Annotated in this window: 22 protein-coding genes; 14 read left to right on the forward strand and 8 right to left on the reverse strand. The window is 45.6% G+C overall.

The annotated features are described in order from the left end of the window. Window positions 1-4: 4 nt before the first annotated feature. Window positions 5-874 carry a cation diffusion facilitator family transporter gene (locus tag GVO63_RS02775; RefSeq protein WP_159578030.1) on the forward strand — a complete coding sequence of 290 codons (870 nt, stop codon included), beginning with the start codon at window positions 5-7 and terminating at the stop codon, window positions 872-874. A 96-nt stretch (window positions 875-970) separates the two neighbouring features. On the opposite strand, the gene GVO63_RS02780 is transcribed toward GVO63_RS02775, so the two are convergent. After that, window positions 971-1,219 carry a hypothetical protein gene (locus tag GVO63_RS02780; protein WP_159578031.1) on the reverse strand — a complete coding sequence of 83 codons (249 nt, stop codon included), beginning with the start codon at window positions 1,217-1,219 and terminating at the stop codon, window positions 971-973. Window positions 1,220-1,884: 665 nt separating this feature from the next. Between GVO63_RS02780 and GVO63_RS02785 the strand changes: the two genes are divergently transcribed. The 9 genes from GVO63_RS02785 (at window position 1,885) to GVO63_RS19490 (ending at window position 7,263) form a co-directional block, all read left to right on the forward strand. Continuing rightward, window positions 1,885-2,304: a MerR family transcriptional regulator gene (locus GVO63_RS02785; protein WP_159578032.1), complete on the forward strand. Its 420-nt coding sequence runs from the start codon at window positions 1,885-1,887 to the stop codon at window positions 2,302-2,304. A 1-nt stretch (window position 2,305) separates the two neighbouring features. Then, window positions 2,306-4,549, forward strand: coding sequence for a heavy metal translocating P-type ATPase (locus GVO63_RS02790; protein WP_159578033.1), 2,244 nt, complete (start codon window positions 2,306-2,308; stop codon window positions 4,547-4,549). Window positions 4,550-4,560: 11 nt separating this feature from the next. Beyond that, window positions 4,561-4,914, forward strand: a complete 354-nt coding sequence (locus tag GVO63_RS02795) for a cupredoxin domain-containing protein (protein ID WP_159578034.1) — start codon at window positions 4,561-4,563, stop codon at window positions 4,912-4,914. Between the two features lie 8 nt (window positions 4,915-4,922). Further along, window positions 4,923-5,261, forward strand: coding sequence for a DUF2933 domain-containing protein (locus GVO63_RS02800; RefSeq protein WP_159578035.1), 339 nt, complete (start codon window positions 4,923-4,925; stop codon window positions 5,259-5,261). Then, on the forward strand, window positions 5,254-5,919 hold the full coding sequence (locus GVO63_RS02805; RefSeq protein ID WP_159578036.1) for an isoprenylcysteine carboxylmethyltransferase family protein: 666 nt from the start codon (window positions 5,254-5,256) through the stop codon (window positions 5,917-5,919). Before GVO63_RS02800 ends, GVO63_RS02805 begins: the two co-directional genes overlap by 8 nt. Beyond that, window positions 5,903-6,313: a hypothetical protein gene (locus GVO63_RS02810; protein ID WP_159578037.1), complete on the forward strand. Its 411-nt coding sequence runs from the start codon at window positions 5,903-5,905 to the stop codon at window positions 6,311-6,313. Before GVO63_RS02805 ends, GVO63_RS02810 begins: the two co-directional genes overlap by 17 nt. Before the next feature lie 16 nt (window positions 6,314-6,329). Then, a complete protein-coding gene (locus tag GVO63_RS02815) occupies window positions 6,330-6,695 on the forward strand; it encodes a cation transporter (protein WP_159578038.1) in 366 nt (121 codons plus the stop codon). Window positions 6,696-6,754: 59 nt separating this feature from the next. Continuing rightward, on the forward strand, window positions 6,755-7,021 hold the full coding sequence (locus tag GVO63_RS02820) for a DUF5676 family membrane protein (protein WP_236552036.1): 267 nt from the start codon (window positions 6,755-6,757) through the stop codon (window positions 7,019-7,021). Window positions 7,022-7,104: 83 nt separating this feature from the next. Beyond that, complete coding sequence (locus GVO63_RS19490) at window positions 7,105-7,263, forward strand: hypothetical protein (RefSeq protein ID WP_201281868.1); 159 nt, start codon at window positions 7,105-7,107, stop codon at window positions 7,261-7,263. Window positions 7,264-7,416: 153 nt separating this feature from the next. Here the strand turns inward: GVO63_RS19490 and GVO63_RS02825 are convergent, their stop codons facing one another. The 4 genes from GVO63_RS02825 to GVO63_RS02840 all read right to left on the reverse strand — a co-directional run bounded on the left by GVO63_RS02825 (window position 7,417) and on the right by GVO63_RS02840 (window position 11,946). Further along, window positions 7,417-8,742, reverse strand: a complete 1,326-nt coding sequence (locus GVO63_RS02825; RefSeq protein WP_159578039.1) for an APC family permease — start codon at window positions 8,740-8,742, stop codon at window positions 7,417-7,419. Between the two features lie 157 nt (window positions 8,743-8,899). After that, window positions 8,900-9,649, reverse strand: a complete 750-nt coding sequence (locus GVO63_RS02830; protein ID WP_159578040.1) for a copper resistance protein B — start codon at window positions 9,647-9,649, stop codon at window positions 8,900-8,902. 9 nt (window positions 9,650-9,658) lie between these two features. After that, entirely contained in the window at window positions 9,659-11,473 is a 1,815-nt protein-coding gene (locus tag GVO63_RS02835; RefSeq protein ID WP_159578041.1) for a copper resistance system multicopper oxidase, read from the reverse strand. Between the two features lie 80 nt (window positions 11,474-11,553). Next, window positions 11,554-11,946, reverse strand: coding sequence for a hypothetical protein (locus GVO63_RS02840; RefSeq protein ID WP_159578042.1), 393 nt, complete (start codon window positions 11,944-11,946; stop codon window positions 11,554-11,556). A 428-nt stretch (window positions 11,947-12,374) separates the two neighbouring features. Here GVO63_RS02840 and GVO63_RS02845 point away from each other — a divergent pair, with 428 nt between their 5' ends. The 3 genes from GVO63_RS02845 to GVO63_RS02855 are packed head-to-tail and all read left to right on the forward strand — an operon-like array spanning window position 12,375 to window position 14,091. Next, window positions 12,375-12,728, forward strand: coding sequence for a copper resistance CopC family protein (locus tag GVO63_RS02845; RefSeq protein WP_159578043.1), 354 nt, complete (start codon window positions 12,375-12,377; stop codon window positions 12,726-12,728). Between the two features lie 9 nt (window positions 12,729-12,737). After that, window positions 12,738-13,619, forward strand: coding sequence for a copper resistance D family protein (locus GVO63_RS02850; protein WP_159578044.1), 882 nt, complete (start codon window positions 12,738-12,740; stop codon window positions 13,617-13,619). A 10-nt stretch (window positions 13,620-13,629) separates the two neighbouring features. Continuing rightward, window positions 13,630-14,091 (forward strand): nuclear transport factor 2 family protein, encoded by a 462-nt coding sequence (locus GVO63_RS02855; protein WP_159578045.1) that lies wholly within the window; start codon window positions 13,630-13,632, stop codon window positions 14,089-14,091. A gap of 82 nt (window positions 14,092-14,173) precedes the next feature. Here the strand turns inward: GVO63_RS02855 and GVO63_RS02860 are convergent, their stop codons facing one another. Continuing rightward, entirely contained in the window at window positions 14,174-14,905 is a 732-nt protein-coding gene (locus GVO63_RS02860) for a MauE/DoxX family redox-associated membrane protein (RefSeq protein WP_159578046.1), read from the reverse strand. A gap of 1 nt (window position 14,906) precedes the next feature. Further along, complete coding sequence (locus tag GVO63_RS02865; protein WP_159578047.1) at window positions 14,907-15,428, reverse strand: DUF305 domain-containing protein; 522 nt, start codon at window positions 15,426-15,428, stop codon at window positions 14,907-14,909. A gap of 111 nt (window positions 15,429-15,539) precedes the next feature. Between GVO63_RS02865 and GVO63_RS02870 the strand changes: the two genes are divergently transcribed. Beyond that, on the forward strand, window positions 15,540-15,935 hold the full coding sequence (locus tag GVO63_RS02870) for an ion channel (RefSeq protein ID WP_159578048.1): 396 nt from the start codon (window positions 15,540-15,542) through the stop codon (window positions 15,933-15,935). 126 nt (window positions 15,936-16,061) lie between these two features. Here the strand turns inward: GVO63_RS02870 and GVO63_RS02875 are convergent, their stop codons facing one another. Next, on the reverse strand, window positions 16,062-17,378 hold the full coding sequence (locus GVO63_RS02875) for an integrase arm-type DNA-binding domain-containing protein (protein ID WP_159578049.1): 1,317 nt from the start codon (window positions 17,376-17,378) through the stop codon (window positions 16,062-16,064). Window positions 17,379-17,741 lie beyond the last annotated feature (363 nt).

Here is a 17,741-nt window from a genome sequence, read left to right on the forward strand (position 1 = left end):
ATGTATGGCGCACTCACATTCCCATAGCTCAGAAAAAATTGGCTGGGCTTTTTTCCTCAATTTCGGCTTCACTATTATTGAGTTTCTCGGAGGATGGTTAACAAACAGTACCGCTATTATGGCGGATGCCGTGCATGACTTTGGTGACACATTGTCAATTGGCAGTGCGTGGCTTTTGAATAACCTCGGCACTAAAAGCGCGACGAAAGAGTTTACCTATGGCTATCGTCGGCTGAGTTTACTTGGGGCGCTGATAAACGGCATTGTTTTAATCGTTGGTTCTGCCTGGATCCTTTATGAAGCAGTGCCACGGCTGAGTAATCCAGAGATGCCAGAAACAGGAGGCATGATTGCACTGGCTATTCTTGGCGTACTGGTCAACGGCTTCGCCGCTTATAAATTACAAGGTGGTAAATCGCTGAATGAAAAAGTTCTGAACTGGCACTTGCTGGAAGACGTTTTAGGTTGGGTAGCGGTACTCATTGTCGCTATTGTTATGCAGTTCAAAGACTGGCCCGTTCTGGATCCTGTTCTTTCCATCGGATTTACGCTTTTCATTCTGTTCAACGTTATCCGAAACCTCATCAGCACCGTAAAACTGTTTTTTCAGGCGTCACCAGACAACGACCTTTTACAAAACGTGACTGATAAACTGCTTGAACTTGATGCTGTGAGCGATCTGCATCACCTGCATATCTGGTCATTAGATGGAGAGCATCATGTCGCTACGGTTCACGTCGTTAGCCAATTTGAATCGAAAGCTGAATACCTCGAACTAAAAGAAAGTGTATCCAACGCGCTACAAGGGTTTGAGTTATCGCATACCACTATTGAAATTGAGCTAACCAGCGAAGAATGCCGGGATGCTGATTAATACCAATTAAGTATTTTAAAAAATGGGCGGTGTAGCCACTATGAAACGACTTTTCACTTCAGTAATGGCCCCCCAATTTTAATTGTGAGATATACACTAGGCCAGTAATGCTGACATTAATTCAAGCCTATGCGATTTAGACAAACTCGCAAATTTCCTCGTCAAGTCATCAATGGCGTTATCTTTATCGGTTGACTTTACGCCTGCGCACTCCAATAACCTCTGACAGATTCTATCTGCAGGTTCCCTTAGCTCTTCTGCTGTTAGCACGGTGTAGCCAGCAGTAACATCACTTCTGCTTGTTTTGTGATTAAGCAGCCGTTTTAACGTGTATGGTAAAATCATACTACTCTCTCAATGTAATTTTTCAATTTTGTCTTTCTATTGATCTAAATCAGCACATGTCCCCTCAACTCAGACTATGATTAATAATCAGGGAGGGCTCATGTTTACCAAACACCGTTGGTTAGGAATCTTTGTCATTTTTATGCTACTAGTGCCCCATGGGCAGTCTGGTGCTCATACTAGTGAGTGCAACGATGGTGGCTCTCTCAAAATTCAAGCCAATCAGCCACATACTCCCCCCGAAAAGAGCCTTATGCCACATCAACATACACAGCATCTCGAGACAGACTGCAAACATTGTGTTTCTCAATGTGAAATGTGTGATCCTGACCAATGTTCGTGTTGTGAGGGTTTGTATACGGGCTTTCACTTCTTCGCACTCAGCCCTATTGTTAATGACATTTGGTTCGAGAAGGCGTTTTCCTTTTCTTCGATAAGCACAGAAGCTCAGTCACTTGCTACTGGCTTTTCAGTCCCACCATACCACCCTCCAATTAGTTGTTAACCACGGCATCGTTGCGCCTGAAAGCCGCAAATATGAGCTACTGGCACAGCCAATAGCGCACTTTTTCGCGTCGGGTAATCAGCAAGTCTTGACCTGTGAGTAAGACACAGGTTTACGCTATACATTGAGATTACCCATTTTAAATAACTGCGGAGCAAATATGACAGTTAATGAAATTGCCACGTCACTAGCGACAACCGCCGATACTGTGCGTTATTACACGCGCTTGGGGCTGGTAACACCCGGCAAATCGGACAATGGTTATAAGTTCTATTCAAACAGCGATCAGTCAAGGCTTCGGTTCATTCTGAGTGCCAGACAACTGGGCTTTTCCGTCAAAGATATCAAGCAGATCTTACAAGAGGCGGATCATGGAAAGAGCGCCTGTGCGCTGGTACGCAAGCTTATTAAAACGCGGTTAGATGAAACTGAAAAACAATTTCAGGAAATGTTGCAACTGAGAAAAAGAATGAAACGCGCTCTGAAGCAGTGGGACGTAATGGAAGACAAAGCGCCTACCTCCCATATGGTATGTCATCTGATTGAAAACGTTAATAGCTCTGGTATCGGGGAGGCGTAAGATGAATAAACCCACTACCGAACAACAGTTAATAATTGAAGGTGCAGGCTGTGCAAGTTGCGTTGGCAAAATAGAAACGGCGCTAAAAAATACGCACGGCGTTGAACGTGCTGAAATGAACTTTGCAGACCGGACCGTACTGGTTTCAGGCACAGCCGAGACAGAAGCCCTGATCAACGCCATTGAATCTGCTGGGTATAATGCCAAAGCCCTTAACGACTCGCCTGGCAGCGACGCGCTAGAAGACAAAGAGGCCGCTGACTGGGCATATTATAAAAAGCTGATCAGAGACACCGTGATTGCTTTGTCACTGGGCATTCCACTTATGATTTACGGTCTCCTAATCGGGGAAATGACAGTAAAAACAACGTTCCAGCGTGGCGCGTGGCTTGTTGTCGGATTACTGACTCTTGGAGTTATGTATTTTTCAGGCAAGCATTTCTATGTTGGAGCGTGGAACAGCCTAAAGAACCATTCAGCCAATATGGACACGCTAATTGCACTGGGTACCGGCACAGCCTGGATCTATTCCATGCTGGTAGTGTTTGTTCCTGACGTTTTTCCATTAATGGCAAGGCATGTTTATTTCGAAGCCACTGCCATGATCATCGGGTTAATAGATTTGGGGCTTGCGTTGGAGCTGAAAGCGCGAGGAAAAACCTCAGAGGCAATTAAACGTTTGATTGGATTACAGGCGAAAACCGCCACGGTCATTCGAGACAATAAAGAGGTCCAGATCGCTATCGAGCAAGTGCTTCTGAACGATGTCATTAAGGTCAGGCCCGGAGAGAAAGTGCCCGTAGATGGTGTGGTTGTCGAAGGCCACACGTCAATCGACGAGTCCATGCTTACCGGTGAACCCATGCCGGTAGAAAAAGAACAGGACGATGAAGTCGTTGCAGGGACTCTCAACAAGTCTGGGATGATTCTGTTCAAAGCAACACGCGTCGGCAAAGACACCGCGCTGGCGCAAATTATTTCAATGGTTAAACGGGCACAAAATTCAAAGCCGCCCATTGGGCGCTTAGCCGACGTGATATCCGCTTACTTTGTGCCTGTGGTCATGATCATTTCGGTGCTCAGTGCGTTGGCATGGCTAAATTTTGGACCTGAGCCCGCACTGGCATTTGCTATCGTTTCAGCCACCACCGTATTAATCATTGCCTGCCCCTGTGCGCTAGGTTTAGCTACCCCGATGTCAGTCATGGTAGGCGTGGGAAAGGCCGCGGAAGCTGGCGTGCTCATTCGCAACGGCGAAGCGTTACAAACGGCATCAAAGATCACTGCCATGGTACTGGATAAAACCGGCACCATTACGGAAGGTACACCGAAAGTCACTGACATTGTTGTGGCCAATGCCAGTAACGAAAAATCCGTATTGCAGTTGGCAGCCAGCCTTGAAGACGGATCAGAGCATCCGTTGGCAATGGCGATTGTAGAAAGTGCCCACGACCAGGACATTGAGTTGCTTAAAACCGAAGGGTTTAACGCGATTACCGGAATGGGGGTTGAAGGGCGTTGTGAAGGAAAGGCCTTACTGTTTGGTAACAGCAAGCTTATGGCAACAAAAGGGGTGGACATTGGTAATTATTCAGAAAAAGCACAAGCACTGGCCAAAGAAGCCAAAACGCCAATGTATTTTGCTGTCGATGGACAGCTCGCTGCCATTATAGCGGTTGCCGACCCGATAAAACCTGACTCTGTCGCTGCCATTAAGCGCCTTCAGGCCAGTGGTATCCGGGTCATCATGTTAACGGGGGATAATAAAGAAACGGCTGCTGCCGTGGCAAAGAAGGCGGCAATAAGCGAATTTTTTGCTGAGGTATTGCCCGAAGATAAAGCCAACAAAGTACAGGAGTTACAGTGGCAGGGCGACGTTGTTGGTATGACGGGCGATGGCATTAATGATGCTCCGGCTCTTGCCCTGGCTGATGTAGGCTTTGCCATTGGTACAGGGACAGACGTTGCCATAGAAAGTGCCGATATCACGTTAATGCGCGGCTCGTTGCATGGTCTAGCAGATGCTATAGCGGTCAGTAAGGCCACGTTGCGCAACATTAAGCAAAACTTGTTTGGTGCCTTTATCTACAACGTTGCAGGTATACCTTTCGCAGCTGGCGTGCTCTATCCCTTTTTCGGTGTGCTGTTAAGCCCGGTTATTGCCGGTGCGGCCATGGCATTTTCTTCGTTGACGGTAGTATCGAATGCGAACCGGCTACGCCTGTTCAAAGCAAAAGACCACTAAGGAGAAATCTTATGATGATGATAAATATTGTAGGACTTGCAATTATCGCACTGATTATTTGGTGGTTTTGGTTGTACAAGCCCGATCAGACAGTCACTGACAGCAATGAAGTACTCATAGAAGTAAAAAATGGCGTGTACTCTCCTGCCTCAATTCAGGTAAGCGCAAACCAACCGGTTACGCTGAAGTTTTTGCGCAAAGATGAGTCTCCCTGCTCCGAGGTACTGCTGATCCCTTCATTAGATATCAGTGAGCAACTAACGCTTAATGAGGTAACACCAATACACCTCGAAAACGTCCCACAGGGTGAACATACCTTTCACTGCCAGATGCAGATGTATCGCGGCGTTCTTACGGTGGTATAGGAGGAGCGATGAAAAACAGTCATCCCAGATTTTGGTCAACACCTACAGGGTGGGCAGCATTAGCGATGATCGCTGCCGTTACTTATTTTTTAATTTTTGAACATGGTCACCATGTCCTTCAGTTTCTCCCCTATTTGATTTTATTGCTATGCCCACTCATGCATATCTTCATGCACAGTAGCCACGGTAAACATGGTCACGTCCACGAACATTCTCAGGGCAGTGATAACAAGCAGAAAAGTTTTCAGGAATTGAGTGATAACAACGCGGCTTATCGTGATGGATACATTCAGGGGTTGGAGGAAGGCCGAAAGGAATCACTTAAAAAGGACAACCGAGATGAATGACACATATGATTATGGATTATGGTCAATGGTGATACTGAACTCAGCTATTTTTATCTTTTTTGCATTCAGTTTTGTGAAGCCAAAATCTTCCACCGACTGGCGAAGTTTGGGGGTATTTTCTGCGTTTATTGTAGCCCTGTTTACCGAAATGTATGGTTTCCCACTCACTATTTATTTCTTGTCAGGATGGCTTGCTGAAACCTATCCGGAAGTAAACTTTTTTGCGCACGAAAACGGACATCTGTTGCATACTTTCTTTGGTTTTAAAGGCGACGCCCACTGGGACCCGTTTCATATCGCCAGTATGGTATTTATTGTTGCAGGATTCTTTATCTTGTCCTCAGCATGGAATGTGCTGCACCACGCTCAGAAGAACCATCACTTAGCTAAGACTGGATGGTATGCGCGGTGTCGCCACCCTCAATATTTAGCCTTCATACTGATCATGTTCGGTTTTTTGTTGCAATGGCCGACCATTCCCACACTGGTCATGTTTCCAATTTTAGTTGTTGTGTATGTAAAACTGGCAAAGCGTGAAGAAGCTCTGGCTATTGCTGAATTTGGCGAAGAGTATGTGAGCTATATCAACACGACACCTGGCTGGATCCCAAACCTCAACCTTAAATTAAAAGGTGAAAACCATGAAAAAACTCACTAAATCAATCATTTTTTCAACCACATTAGTAATGGCTGCAACATCGCAAGCTCAACAAATGGAAGAGCATGAGCGTAAGGGCTCAGACAAGCCAGAGATGCAAACGGGAATGCATATGCGTGGCCAAGATATGCATATGATGAATGCAAAAATAAAGTCGATGAAGGAAGAAGTTAACGCTATCAAAGAAGAAAAGGATCCCGGCAAGCAGCGTGAAATGATGAAAAAACACATGCAATCCATGATGGGAATGATGCATATGATGCACGAAAAAATGGAAGGGCAACCCATGCAAAACCAAATCGATATGGCAGAAAGGCATCTTAAGATGATGGAAATGATGATGTCGAAAATGGATGGAGGCCATTCACCCGAATCTCAGAAACATTCAAATTAACACCGAGGAGAAAGATATGAGTGATTTAGACCACAGAGTCGGTGTCAGAGAAGCAAATTTAGTCGTTCGGAATTTACGGCTCAGCAATGTCAATGAGGCAAATTGCGATGCCCTAATTGAAGAGATTGACAAGCTCTTTGGCATTGATGAGGTGAGTTACAACATCAAAGAAGGCGTTATTCACCTGGCATATGATGCGACACATGTAAATCTGGATGGTATTGAAGAAGTCATTCGAAGACACGGTGCCGACCTTCACAACGATTGGTGGACGCACACGAAAGAAGGCTACTATCAATTTGTCGATCAAAATATAAAAGAAAATTCGACGCACAAACCCTGGAGTTGCCACAAAGTGCCACCGGGTTCTCATAAAAAGTAAAAAGAACGCAATGCGTACTCTCAGAATCAACTCAGGGGGAGCCCCAACAAAGGAGAAAGATGATGAAAATTCAAGAAAATGCATTTGCCTTCGCTTGTGCAGCAGCGTTTGCCCTTATTTGGATTATTTGTTCCTTATTCGTTGTTGCATTGCCGAACATGATGTCTGATATGACAGGCAAAATGTTACACACTGACTGGCAGGCCATGGGCTGGCACATGTCGGTATTGGGTGTATTGATAGGAGGCGTTCTTTGGGCTTTTCTGGCTGGTATATTGGGTTGGCTTATTGCCAAAATTTACAATATGCAGCTTCGGGATTTATGATGGAACTAATGCGCAGTTTTTCACAAGCTTAGGTCTGGAACAGTATTTGCTCGAGTTAACTTTTAAGTAAACAGTGAGGCACTATGATAACGAGCAATACAGAAAACGGACTGCAAAAAGCTGTGCAATTCCTCAATCAGTACAGCGCGGATAAAAAGGGCTGTAGGCAGTCAGCTGAGCCAAAACAGCAGCAGGAGTTTGCTACGATTATGAAAACATTACACCAGCAACGTGATGGTTAGACATTGCCGTACTAAAAATAGCCGGCAACCTCATGCCGGTTATTTTCCTTGATTTTTCATGACTGCAGTACACGCCGTTTAGACCGTTACTAAACCCGCTTTGACGGTTGTATCTTCCATTGGTTGTGGGTCATAAAAACCCAATAACTCACATCAGTTGTAATTTTTGTCATCGTCTTCATATACGTGCAGTTTTAGAAACCATTTCTCAGCCGCAAATACAATAAGAAGTCCGACAACAGAAACCCAAACTATGAAGATATCTGACTTTGCTTTCACCCACAAAAACGCCAAAAGGACAACGAAATCGAGAACAATCGCACTTACCAGGATCCAGGCCTTAGCGTGCACGTCTTCTCGCAAATGTTTAAACACGCCCCAATGGATAAAAATATCCATTACGATGTAAAAAACTACGCCAATCGAAGCTATACGGCTTAAATCGAAGAATATGGTCAGAAATATCGCGATTACCAGTGTATAAATTAGGGAGTGCCTCCTTAAATCTCCTGGTAACGAAAAGTGACGGTGAGGTACAAGCTGCATTGAAGTAAGCATCGATAGCATACGGGAAACTGCAAATATGCTGGCAACGACACCGGAAGAGGTGGCAATAATCGCAAAAGCTATAGTAAACCATGCGCCATACTGGCCGAAGGCAGGTCGTGATGCTTCAGCAAGAGAGTAGTCTTTAGCCTGTATTATTTCGTCAATTGACAGGTTTGCTCCTACTGCGACCGCCACAAAAACATAAAGTACCACACAGATCGAAATAGAAATGATGATGGCCCTTCCTACATTTTTTTCCGGTTGTTTTAGCTCTCCGCCGCTGTTTGTGATTGTTGTGAAGCCTTTGTAGCCCAAAATACCCAGTGCTACTGCCCCTAAAAATCCGGTTGCGCTGGTTTCCTGGGGGTGAGCTGAAACACTCTCAAACGACAAACCAGTTGCCCACAGCCCGCCTATTGCCAAAATCGCCAGCCCGGCTATTTTGATAAAAGCCATAATAAACGAAAGTGTCTGAATGAATTGATTGCTGAGAATATTGACAATGAACGCAACAATAAGAAGACTTACCCCAAGAGCTGGAATGAGCCACTCAGCGCCCTGGGTGTCGAACAGCTGTAGAACATAAGTGCCAAAAGTACGGGCAACCAGACTTTCATTGATAACCATGGAAAAAAACATCAGCAATGCGCAGGCTCCGGTCATCAGGCCTCTGCCATAAGCTTTTTTTAAGAACATGGCGATACCGCCTGCGGAAGGGTATTTCTGTGCCATTTTGACGTAACTGTATGAGCTAAAGCCTGCAATTATTGCCGCTACCAGAAATGCAAAAGGAAACCATGTGCCAGCCAGCTCAGCAATTTGGCCGGTTAAGGCAAATATACCTGCGCCAATCATCACACCGGTTCCCATTGACACCGCGCCCCAAAGACTTAACGAGTCTTTATTGTTTGAATGCTCGTGATCACTCATGTTGCTTATCCCTTTTTGTCATCTGAGCCAAAACAGTCGCAGTAGTGGCTTGCTGCGAACATGAAAACATTGGCCAGTAAAATCGGTATTTGAAGGTTTTACGCGTAGAGATAACCGGCACTGGCTTGCCGGTTATTTCTCATCTTGAGCAGAATTCTTAAAACCAGATCCTGGCCCCTAACACTACGCCAGTTTCACTGGTGGACTCGCCGTCTGCTTCTAACGCATCGGCGGTATTGCCTAAGGCTTTGCTGTAATAAATGCCGACATAAGGCGCTACCTCCCTCATTATCTCATGGCGATATCGCAAACCGATACGAATGTTACTCAATCCGCTTTGACGGTTATACTTTTCCGAGTCTGTGAGGTTAGCAACCACTTCCAAGCGCGGCTGCAGATAGGAAACCTGACTTAACTGCCAGTCATACTCGGTCTCATTGATGAACTGCATGTCACCGTCTTCGTTAATACGCAGTGAATTTTCCATTTCAAACCAATAGGGAGCGAGTCCCTGGTAACTGATCACCGCATAGTTTTCCATATCAGCATCTGATGACAGTTCGCCTTTGGTACCAAGTCCAACCTGCACGGACCAGAAGGCAGAGACCAGATAGCCATAAAGAATTTCCGCGCGCTCCAGATCGGTGGGCATACCATCATTTTGAGTATTTTCACCCTCACTTTTAAAAATAGCACGATGATAATCGCCGCCGTACCAAGCCTGCATGTCCCATACTGCGCGGTTTTGTTGCTCATCAGTTCGCGTATATTCGAGCCGATCAAACATTACCTGACCAAAGTTTTCATTCGGAATAGGTGACGGCCAGCTGTCTTTTGACTGTGCCATTCCCGTATTATTAAAACCTAAGGCAAAAGCAATGATCGCGGTTATTAATACCTTTTTCATAATCACCTCCTATGCAACCTGAACAACACGAAACATCCCTGCTTCCATGTGATAAAGCAGGTGACAATGAAAAGCCCATTCTCCGGGTGCATCTGCGCTAATCTGCAACGATACTTTCTCACCGGGTTTGAGGCTGATAGTATGCTTCCGCGGTCTTGGATACTGGCCATTTTCCAGTTCCATCCACATACCATGTAAATGAATGGGATGGTCCATCATGGTATCGTTCACCAGAATCAGACGAAGCCGTTCTCCGTAATTAAAACGGACATACCCGTCTACCTCACTGAACTTTTTACCATCGAACGACCACATGTACCTTTCCATGTTCCCGGTTAAATGAAGCTCGATTTGGCGCTCAGGCTCCCGCTCATCAGGCCATGAATGCTCTCCTACCAGATCAGCGTAAACCAACACGCGATGCGGACTATCTTCTAATCCAATCCCCGGCTCATCTAAACGCGGTTGCGGATTTTGCGCGATCATAGCGGCCCCTGGTCCGTGACCATCGTCATCATGGACAATGTCTATTTTCTCTATGGGCAGCACGCGTTTGGACTTCATATCCCCCTGCATCATGTTGCTATGCATCGTGTGCTCGCCATGCTGGGCCATTTTCTTCATTTCCATTTCTGAAGAAGCCTTTCCTTTTTTCATGCCTCCTGATTTTTGCATGTTCATACCGTCCATGCCTGACATGTCCATGCCCATTGCTGCCATGCCGCGCTCCGTGATAGTTCGTTGCGGAGGAATAGCAGCAGTCATGCCTATTGATGGAGTGAGCGTGCCACGGGCATAGCCGCTTCTGTCAAAACTCTCAGCAAAGAAGGTATAAGCCTTTCGTTCTTTTGGCTGGACAATGACATCGTACGTTTCAGCTACTGCAATGCGGAATTCATCCACGTTGACCGGCTTAACCGGCTGACCGTCAGCAGCAACAACCGTCATTTCTAATCCTGGGATGCGGAAATCAAAGTAGGTCATTGCAGATCCGTTGATAATCCGCAAGCGCACCTTCTCACCCACATTGAATAATGCCTGCCAGTTGTCCTCTGGAGTGCGGCCATTCATCAGGTAGGTATAAGTGCTGCCTGTCACATCTGCTATATCTCGAGGGCTCATTCGCATTTCGCCCCACATGGCGCGCTCCTTCCATGTCTTAGCAAGCCCTTTTTTCTCGACATCGTCTAATGTGTCAAAGATGGTCCGCTTTTGGTAGTTGTAATACCCCTCAGCCACTTTCAGTTTTCTCATCACATCGTGTGGATCAGAAAAGGTCCAGTCATTAAGAATGATGGTATGTTCCCGGTCAGCGCCGAAGTCTCCATCGGCAGGCTCAACGATGAGTGGTCCAAGATGCCCTCGTTGCTCCTGAAGACCGGAATGACTGTGATACCAATATGTTCCGTTTTGCTCTACATCAAACGAATAATTGAATGTCTGACCTGGCTTTATCCCGGCGAACGAAACGCCTGGTACACCATCCATACCCGCGGGCAAAATAATGCCGTGCCAGTGAATCGACGTATCCTGCTCAAGTCGGTTGGTAACATAAAGTTGAGCACGATGCCCTTCTTTTAGCCTTATTAGCGGGCCTGGCATCTGACCATTAATGGTAATGGGTAAACCCGTTTGTGATCCTATTGCTAAATTGGCCTCAGAAATTGTCAGATTTTTAATATCATCTGTTAGTACCTGATCTTTGAAATGACGCCCTGCAGGCGCTGCCCAAAGCGGGCTGACCTTAGTCAGGGCCGCCGCGGCACTCGCAGTCATAGCGCCCAGAACGAATCTGCGACGACCGTCGTTAAATGAATTACTCATAAAGTTAGCCTTTAAAAATGAATGTGTTCAGGCTGAATAACGTCAACCTGGGAAAAACATCTTGATTCGAAACTCGAAAGTCAGGCTATCGGTGGTCGATACGGGGGGGGATAAATACTTACCGGGACAGCTAGAGCAATAACAGCATATTGCTCGACATAGTTAAATGCCATTTCGCTTTGTGAAAAGCAAACCGACATTGACCCATGATGACAATTTGCCATAAAGCACTGGCAACCGTCCTCACAGCAATCCGAATTACTCTTGAGCAACGAGTGCATATGTGCTGTTTTCTTTGTTTGCGGATTGTTTACTAACTCGATGGAATGATTATCAACAGAACTTGCGTTTTTTATTAACGTTTCCACCGTTGCTACTGTCTGTTGACTTGATTCTACATCACACGCACTTACCGGCAGCACTAGTGCGGCCAGAGATATAACAATGCACGTGATAAGAACCTTAATACTCATGGGTAGTGAACCTTTTCCCTTGATTTTTAACGCGTAACTTAACGCTGCACCGTAAAGTATAGGCGCGGATTTTTGAGCCTTCAACGCTTACATGAATTTTATTTAATATACGTGCGACCCAAAAAATAGATCGATCCTAATCGACAGCGAATTTCAACACTTACGGAAATAGCCATTCAACTACGTAATCGACGCCTTTAATATCAGCGATAAAAAATCCCACACATCTACATTATAAATGTATATGTTAGCCAATTAAGGCGACGGACAGCCTCCATTATAAAAGCAAGAAATAACCATCAAATTTGCGTATCATTGACGCGGTTTGAGTTACAGGCTCTTGGTAACGTGTGGATACTCGTGCTCCCCACTTACTTTCAGTCCACACCAAAGTGGCGTAGAGCCCAATAGTTACAAAAGAGGTAAAAATGCGAAACATCATTAATCTTGGGTTCGCCGTACTATTCATGTTCAGTGCAGGCGCGATTGCACACGGTGACGTTAAGCTGGAAAGCAGTTCACCATCAGACAATGCAATGTTGATGAACTCCCCTGAACAACTAACGTTAACCTATTCCAAGCCATTGCGGCTAATGAAAGTCAGCATCACGGGAAATGAAACCGGTGAGGTCAATTTTGATTTCAGGCCAACCGCTGAGAAGCAGGCTGCTTACACCTGGCAATTGAAAGACTTAAAGCCCGATACCTATACGGTTGAGTGGATAGCGATGGGCGGAGATGGCCATAAAATGAAAGCGTCGTTCTCTTTTATGGTGCACTAAGCTAACCCCATGGAGTTGATTCTTTGGAACACATCCATCGTTGTTTCTAAAGCCATTTTCTATTTTGGCTTTGCGAGCATTGTTGGTTTTGCTTTTTTAATGCACAAGCCCGCTGAGAATCGGGCTTTTCGCAAACATGTCGTTTACCATCTGGCTCCTGTGCTGGTGCTCTCACTTTTTGCCTCTGCGGCATGGTTTTTTGCCAAGACCGGCGCGTTTTCTGAAAGCGGCTTGCAAGGGGCGTTTGATCCCATCATGCTTGAAGTGATGTGGGACTCGCCGGTGGGTGATGTGGCGCTGGCCAGAATGCTGATGTCTGCAATTGCGATAGCCCTACTGCTTGGGGCTTTAATGAAGCTAATACCATTGCTTGCCGTACGAGCAATAATGACTGCCATTATAATTTATGGCCTTTACAGCTTCACGCTCATTGGTCACATTGCAGAAAAAGGCCTCACCGATAAGCTGATACTGGCGACGCATATTGCCATTATGGGTTGGTGGTTTGGCGCTTTATTACCGTTGAAAATGGTATGTCAGCACTTCAGCGCAGAAGACACAAAAACAATAATGACTGACTTTGGCAGGATTGCCGGTTACCTGGTTACTATCTTAGCCCTGCTCGGTATTTATATGGCGTACTCCCTGTTTACGTCACCAGAGGATCTGATCCAGTCACAATATGGCCTTATCTTTCTGAGTAAATTGCTGATTGTCGGCTTATTACTGTTACTGGCAGCACGACACCGCTTTATTCTGGTTCCGGCTATGCAGAATGCAGGCGACAAAGCACAACTGAAACGCTCTATTAATATTGAAATACTTTTAGCCTTTGCGCTGCTGTTAATCACCTCGGTATTAACCAGTGTTGTGGGCCCCCAGTTTAATTAGGAGAATAAAAATGCGGGAACTGTTAGTGGCATTTATCTTGACTGCCGTCTCACCAACCCTTTTGGCTCATGGCAACGAAGCCGGGGAACACGAGTCTAAACTATCTGGCAGCGAGACTGCACCGGGTCAGGTAATAATGTCGTTTCATAAGGCGTTAAAGGAGCAGGACAACGTCGTTGCAAAATCATTACTGGTAGAAAATGTCATGATTGTTGAGGGGGGTGGTATCGAACGAAGCGCACAGGAATACGCATCCCACCACATGTTGTCAGATATGAAATATGTCAGCAGCTTGTCTTCAAAACTCCTTGAGCACACTGTAACCGAGTATGGCGATTCCGCTACATCACTGTCGGTAACTGAAAATACCACTGAGTCGGGCAAAACATATCGCTCGTATGAAACGGCGGTTCTGACAAAACATGAAGGCAAGTGGAAAATCGCACACTTGCATTGGTCAACGGCAAAGTAAGTAAATGACTGCCTGAAGCCTGTGGCTATTCCCGGCCCCCTCTGTACGCCAGTCCAGAGGCGACTGGGAAAGTCTGCACGACTTACATAAGCAACATGATCAACGCGCCTGCAATCATAAACAGGTTTTCAGACAGCGACACAAACCCCAGTGGTACATTGCTATCACCCCCTACACAGGCACATTTAAGCTCACGCTTATCGATGTAAACCGCTTTAAACACGGATATCGCACCAACCGTTCCGATGAACAAAGAGAACGGTGCTACGACGAGAGCGGGCAGCTGCGCAACCATGCCAATACCTGCGTAAGCCTCGATAAACGGGTAAATATAGCCATAACGTAACCATTTCATCGCCAAGAGGTCATAGGTGATAAAAGAGTTTGTAAAGCTGTACAAATCTTTAAGCTTTTGAACCGCAAGAAGCGTCATAGAGAAAGCAATAAACAGCATCAGGGTTCTTATTGATACGAACTCACCTGAGACAACAAACTGAAACGCCAGGGACAACAGTGCAGCAACAGAAAAAATAGCGATAACGGGTGTGTACGTGGTCCCCGTCTGGCCAGCTTCGCCTTTATCGAAGTAGTCTCTGAGGTCATCATACCCGCCAATCCGCTCATCATTGATGAACGTTTGCGGTGTCGTTTCGACGTCATGTTTCTGTTTAAACTTATCCGTCTCCTCACGCGAGGTGAGGTGATGATCTTCTACTGAGAACCCCTCACGCTCCAGCAAATCTTTCGATCGTAATCCATAAGGACAAATATGTTCGTCAGTCACCATTCGATACAGGATAGCTGTCTTACTCATTTTACTCTCCTTGATTCAGTCTGCCTTCGAACTCTGGGATAGGTCGCTGCGCGGCGTCAGCCTGATTCGTCACCTTTCCGTTTTCAGAAATATCGTTAATCAGCCACTCCATCTCTTTAATTTCTTTTCGCTGCGCTTTGATAATTCCGTCTGCCAGTTCACGCACGCGCACGTCCTCAATTTTCGAGCGCTCGCTGGTAAGAATGGCAATGGAATGGTGTGGGATCATCGCTTTCATATAAGCCGAGTCAGACACCGTGCTTTGGGAACGAACGAGGTACAGACTAACCGCGAAGAGCACTGCTGCCAGAATGAAAATGGCCACATTCAGCTTTTTGTTATTGTACATACCCAGCATGAAAGCCAGCATGATGATTGCCATACCCGCCCCCATATAAAGCGCCATATAGGTTCGCGTTTCACTGAACCATACATGCGAAACTGCGTACGTGTTCAGATACATCATAATGAACATCGCAATAGTTGATGTGATGATCATTGCAGCAAATTTTGTGTATTTCATTTGTAATCCTTACTTAAGAAAAAACTAATTTGTGTAATATCCTCCCATCACAGCGGTGATAAGGAATTAATAGTATGATTAGTCAAGATCCATACCAGTGAAGGAACCACAATGCTTTTAGCGATAATTATCAGCGCTGCTGTACTTTTAATGAGCATAACAATTCATCTACTTAATATCTCGGTAATAGCCGACTACGTTTGCGGGAAACTTGAAAAAACCTGGGCAAAAACACAGGCGGTGGTGTTTATTGCCATTTCAAGCCAGCTCCTGCTCGCTATCATTTTTTCACTGGCGTATGAGGTCGGGTTTTACCTTGGACTTGGAGGCTTTAAACAACCTGCTACGTCTATCGATATTTTTTATTTTTCGCTGACAACAATTACTACGCTGGGTCTTGGTAGTATTGAACCAACAGGACATTTACGAATGCTTGCAGGTGTCGAGTCGGCTACAGGGTTTCTCTTAATCAGCTGTTCTGCATCGAAAGTGTTCAGGACCATGTAGACGCTGTAGTTTGAGCACTGTCATTTATATCAATTCAGCATAGGGCAACTGAAGATTCTGTAGCGGGTTGTACCGTTACTACTTTGGCTTTCGCTATGTAACTGGAAGTTTAAGTATAAAGGCAAATCACCCGATCAACACAGACATAAGCTCGAGTCGCTGCTCCTTGGTCAAACTTTTTAGTTGCTTAGTTAGTATCTCCATAGATTTATCAGCAATATCCAATTCAAATCCAGCGTATTCAGAAATCCTCTGACAAATTTTTTCTGCTGGTTCTCTTAACTCTTCTGCTGTAAGCACTGTATACCCCGCTGTAACATCACTGCGACTGGTTTTGTGGTTAAGTAGCCGCTTCAGCGTATAAGTCCCGACCCCTATTGTTTCCGCAACCGAACAGAATGTGCGGCGAAGATCATGAAGTGTAAAAGAAACATCCGCCCGTTCGTTCATTTGTTTAATAATTTTCTTCGGCTCCACCACCCTGCCATGATGGTTGTCAGCACCAAACACAAAGCCGGAAACGCGGTACTCAGCCCTTCTTTTAAGGATTTCCTCGAGCGGTTTAGTGATTGGCAGTTCCAGCCCCTGACCATTCTTTGTATCGTCTAAGCAGAATAACTGGTCGTCCAAAAATACATTTTTCCATTCCAACTCAAGCAACTCCGTTTTGCGCAGCCCTGTAAACGCCATGAACTCGACAAAATCACACACCGTTGCAGTAAAGTCTTGGCGGAGAACCATGGCTTCATCACGCATCTCAGTAACTACTGTAAGGAATGGCTTTAACTGTGAGGGGCGAAGTCTAGTCTGCTTGCGGGCTACGTTGTTCCAGCAACGTTTCTCCGACAAAATAGTAACAGGGTTATGAGGAAACAACGTTCTTCCATCTGAGGATTTATACTCAGCTCTTGCGAAATTAAAGAGCGCCCTTAATGTCCGCATGGCAAGATCGGCCTGTGCAGGGCTGCGCTTAGTCAGTTCGCAGTGCCGACGATAGATACGGGTTTCTGTGAGGTCAGCCAAACGCTTCTTTGCCCAATCATCAAAATAACAGTCCATCACCTGCTCGTAGCCACGTAACGTAGTTTCTTTAAGCTTTCTGGAATGTTTATAGCTCTCGTAAACTGTTTCTAACGTGACTGAGGCGGCCCTGAAGTGACGTTTGCTATCATTTGGGTTCATTCCATCAGCGATGTCTGCCATGGCCTTCCTGGCTTGTTTACGAGCTTGCTCTACGGAAATGGATGGAAAAGAGCCGATAGTAACCGACAAAGGCTTTTGTGTGCCAGGAAGCTTCTTATAAACCCGAAACGTCTTCTTATTTGATGGAAGAACATCAATGATTAAGCCTGGCATTTGAGCGTCGTAATATCGAGCGCGTTTGTCTGAACCCGATAGTTTCTCGATGGCCTGTTCTGTAAATCTGAATTTTGTAGATGACATGCTGTGCTACCTCTGTGCTACTTTGAGCGCAAAATCTAATGCGCTGAATTGCTTAAAAAATTAAGCAACAGAGATAACAAAACCTCAATAACCTACTGATTTATATGAAACAATAAGTAATTATCAGGTAAATAAAGTAACTATCGGTAAACGCTCGGTTTGAGTCTCATAATCGGCAGGTCCCCTGTTCAAGTCAGGGTGGGGCCACCATCTCCCTTCTAGACCCCAGTAAAAATAATTCTCGGCTCTACCCCATAAACGGGGGATCAGCATTCATCTCACTCTGTTGATAACACCATCCCATCCGGTAACCGGCATAGCACAATGGGTCATCACTCTTATTCGATAATTCTCAAAGTTTCT

The organism is Alteromonas sp. KUL106 (assembly GCF_009811415.1).
GTDB lineage: Bacteria > Pseudomonadota > Gammaproteobacteria > Enterobacterales > Alteromonadaceae > Alteromonas.

Coding starts and splice junctions, on each gene's coding strand:
- GVO63_RS02775 (WP_159578030.1), top strand. CDS start 5: ATGGCGCACTCACATTCCCATAGCTCAGAAAAAATTGGCTGGGCTTTT.
- GVO63_RS02780 (WP_159578031.1), bottom strand. CDS start 1,219: ATGATTTTACCATACACGTTAAAACGGCTGCTTAATCACAAAACAAGC.
- GVO63_RS02785 (WP_159578032.1), top strand. CDS start 1,885: ATGACAGTTAATGAAATTGCCACGTCACTAGCGACAACCGCCGATACT.
- GVO63_RS02790 (WP_159578033.1), top strand. CDS start 2,306: ATGAATAAACCCACTACCGAACAACAGTTAATAATTGAAGGTGCAGGC.
- GVO63_RS02795 (WP_159578034.1), top strand. CDS start 4,561: ATGATGATGATAAATATTGTAGGACTTGCAATTATCGCACTGATTATT.
- GVO63_RS02800 (WP_159578035.1), top strand. CDS start 4,923: ATGAAAAACAGTCATCCCAGATTTTGGTCAACACCTACAGGGTGGGCA.
- GVO63_RS02805 (WP_159578036.1), top strand. CDS start 5,254: ATGAATGACACATATGATTATGGATTATGGTCAATGGTGATACTGAAC.
- GVO63_RS02810 (WP_159578037.1), top strand. CDS start 5,903: ATGAAAAAACTCACTAAATCAATCATTTTTTCAACCACATTAGTAATG.
- GVO63_RS02815 (WP_159578038.1), top strand. CDS start 6,330: ATGAGTGATTTAGACCACAGAGTCGGTGTCAGAGAAGCAAATTTAGTC.
- GVO63_RS02820 (WP_236552036.1), top strand. CDS start 6,755: ATGATGAAAATTCAAGAAAATGCATTTGCCTTCGCTTGTGCAGCAGCG.
- GVO63_RS19490 (WP_201281868.1), top strand. CDS start 7,105: ATGATAACGAGCAATACAGAAAACGGACTGCAAAAAGCTGTGCAATTC.
- GVO63_RS02825 (WP_159578039.1), bottom strand. CDS start 8,742: ATGAGTGATCACGAGCATTCAAACAATAAAGACTCGTTAAGTCTTTGG.
- GVO63_RS02830 (WP_159578040.1), bottom strand. CDS start 9,649: ATGAAAAAGGTATTAATAACCGCGATCATTGCTTTTGCCTTAGGTTTT.
- GVO63_RS02835 (WP_159578041.1), bottom strand. CDS start 11,473: ATGAGTAATTCATTTAACGACGGTCGTCGCAGATTCGTTCTGGGCGCT.
- GVO63_RS02840 (WP_159578042.1), bottom strand. CDS start 11,946: ATGAGTATTAAGGTTCTTATCACGTGCATTGTTATATCTCTGGCCGCA.
- GVO63_RS02845 (WP_159578043.1), top strand. CDS start 12,375: ATGCGAAACATCATTAATCTTGGGTTCGCCGTACTATTCATGTTCAGT.
- GVO63_RS02850 (WP_159578044.1), top strand. CDS start 12,738: ATGGAGTTGATTCTTTGGAACACATCCATCGTTGTTTCTAAAGCCATT.
- GVO63_RS02855 (WP_159578045.1), top strand. CDS start 13,630: ATGCGGGAACTGTTAGTGGCATTTATCTTGACTGCCGTCTCACCAACC.
- GVO63_RS02860 (WP_159578046.1), bottom strand. CDS start 14,905: ATGAGTAAGACAGCTATCCTGTATCGAATGGTGACTGACGAACATATT.
- GVO63_RS02865 (WP_159578047.1), bottom strand. CDS start 15,428: ATGAAATACACAAAATTTGCTGCAATGATCATCACATCAACTATTGCG.
- GVO63_RS02870 (WP_159578048.1), top strand. CDS start 15,540: ATGCTTTTAGCGATAATTATCAGCGCTGCTGTACTTTTAATGAGCATA.
- GVO63_RS02875 (WP_159578049.1), bottom strand. CDS start 17,378: ATGTCATCTACAAAATTCAGATTTACAGAACAGGCCATCGAGAAACTA.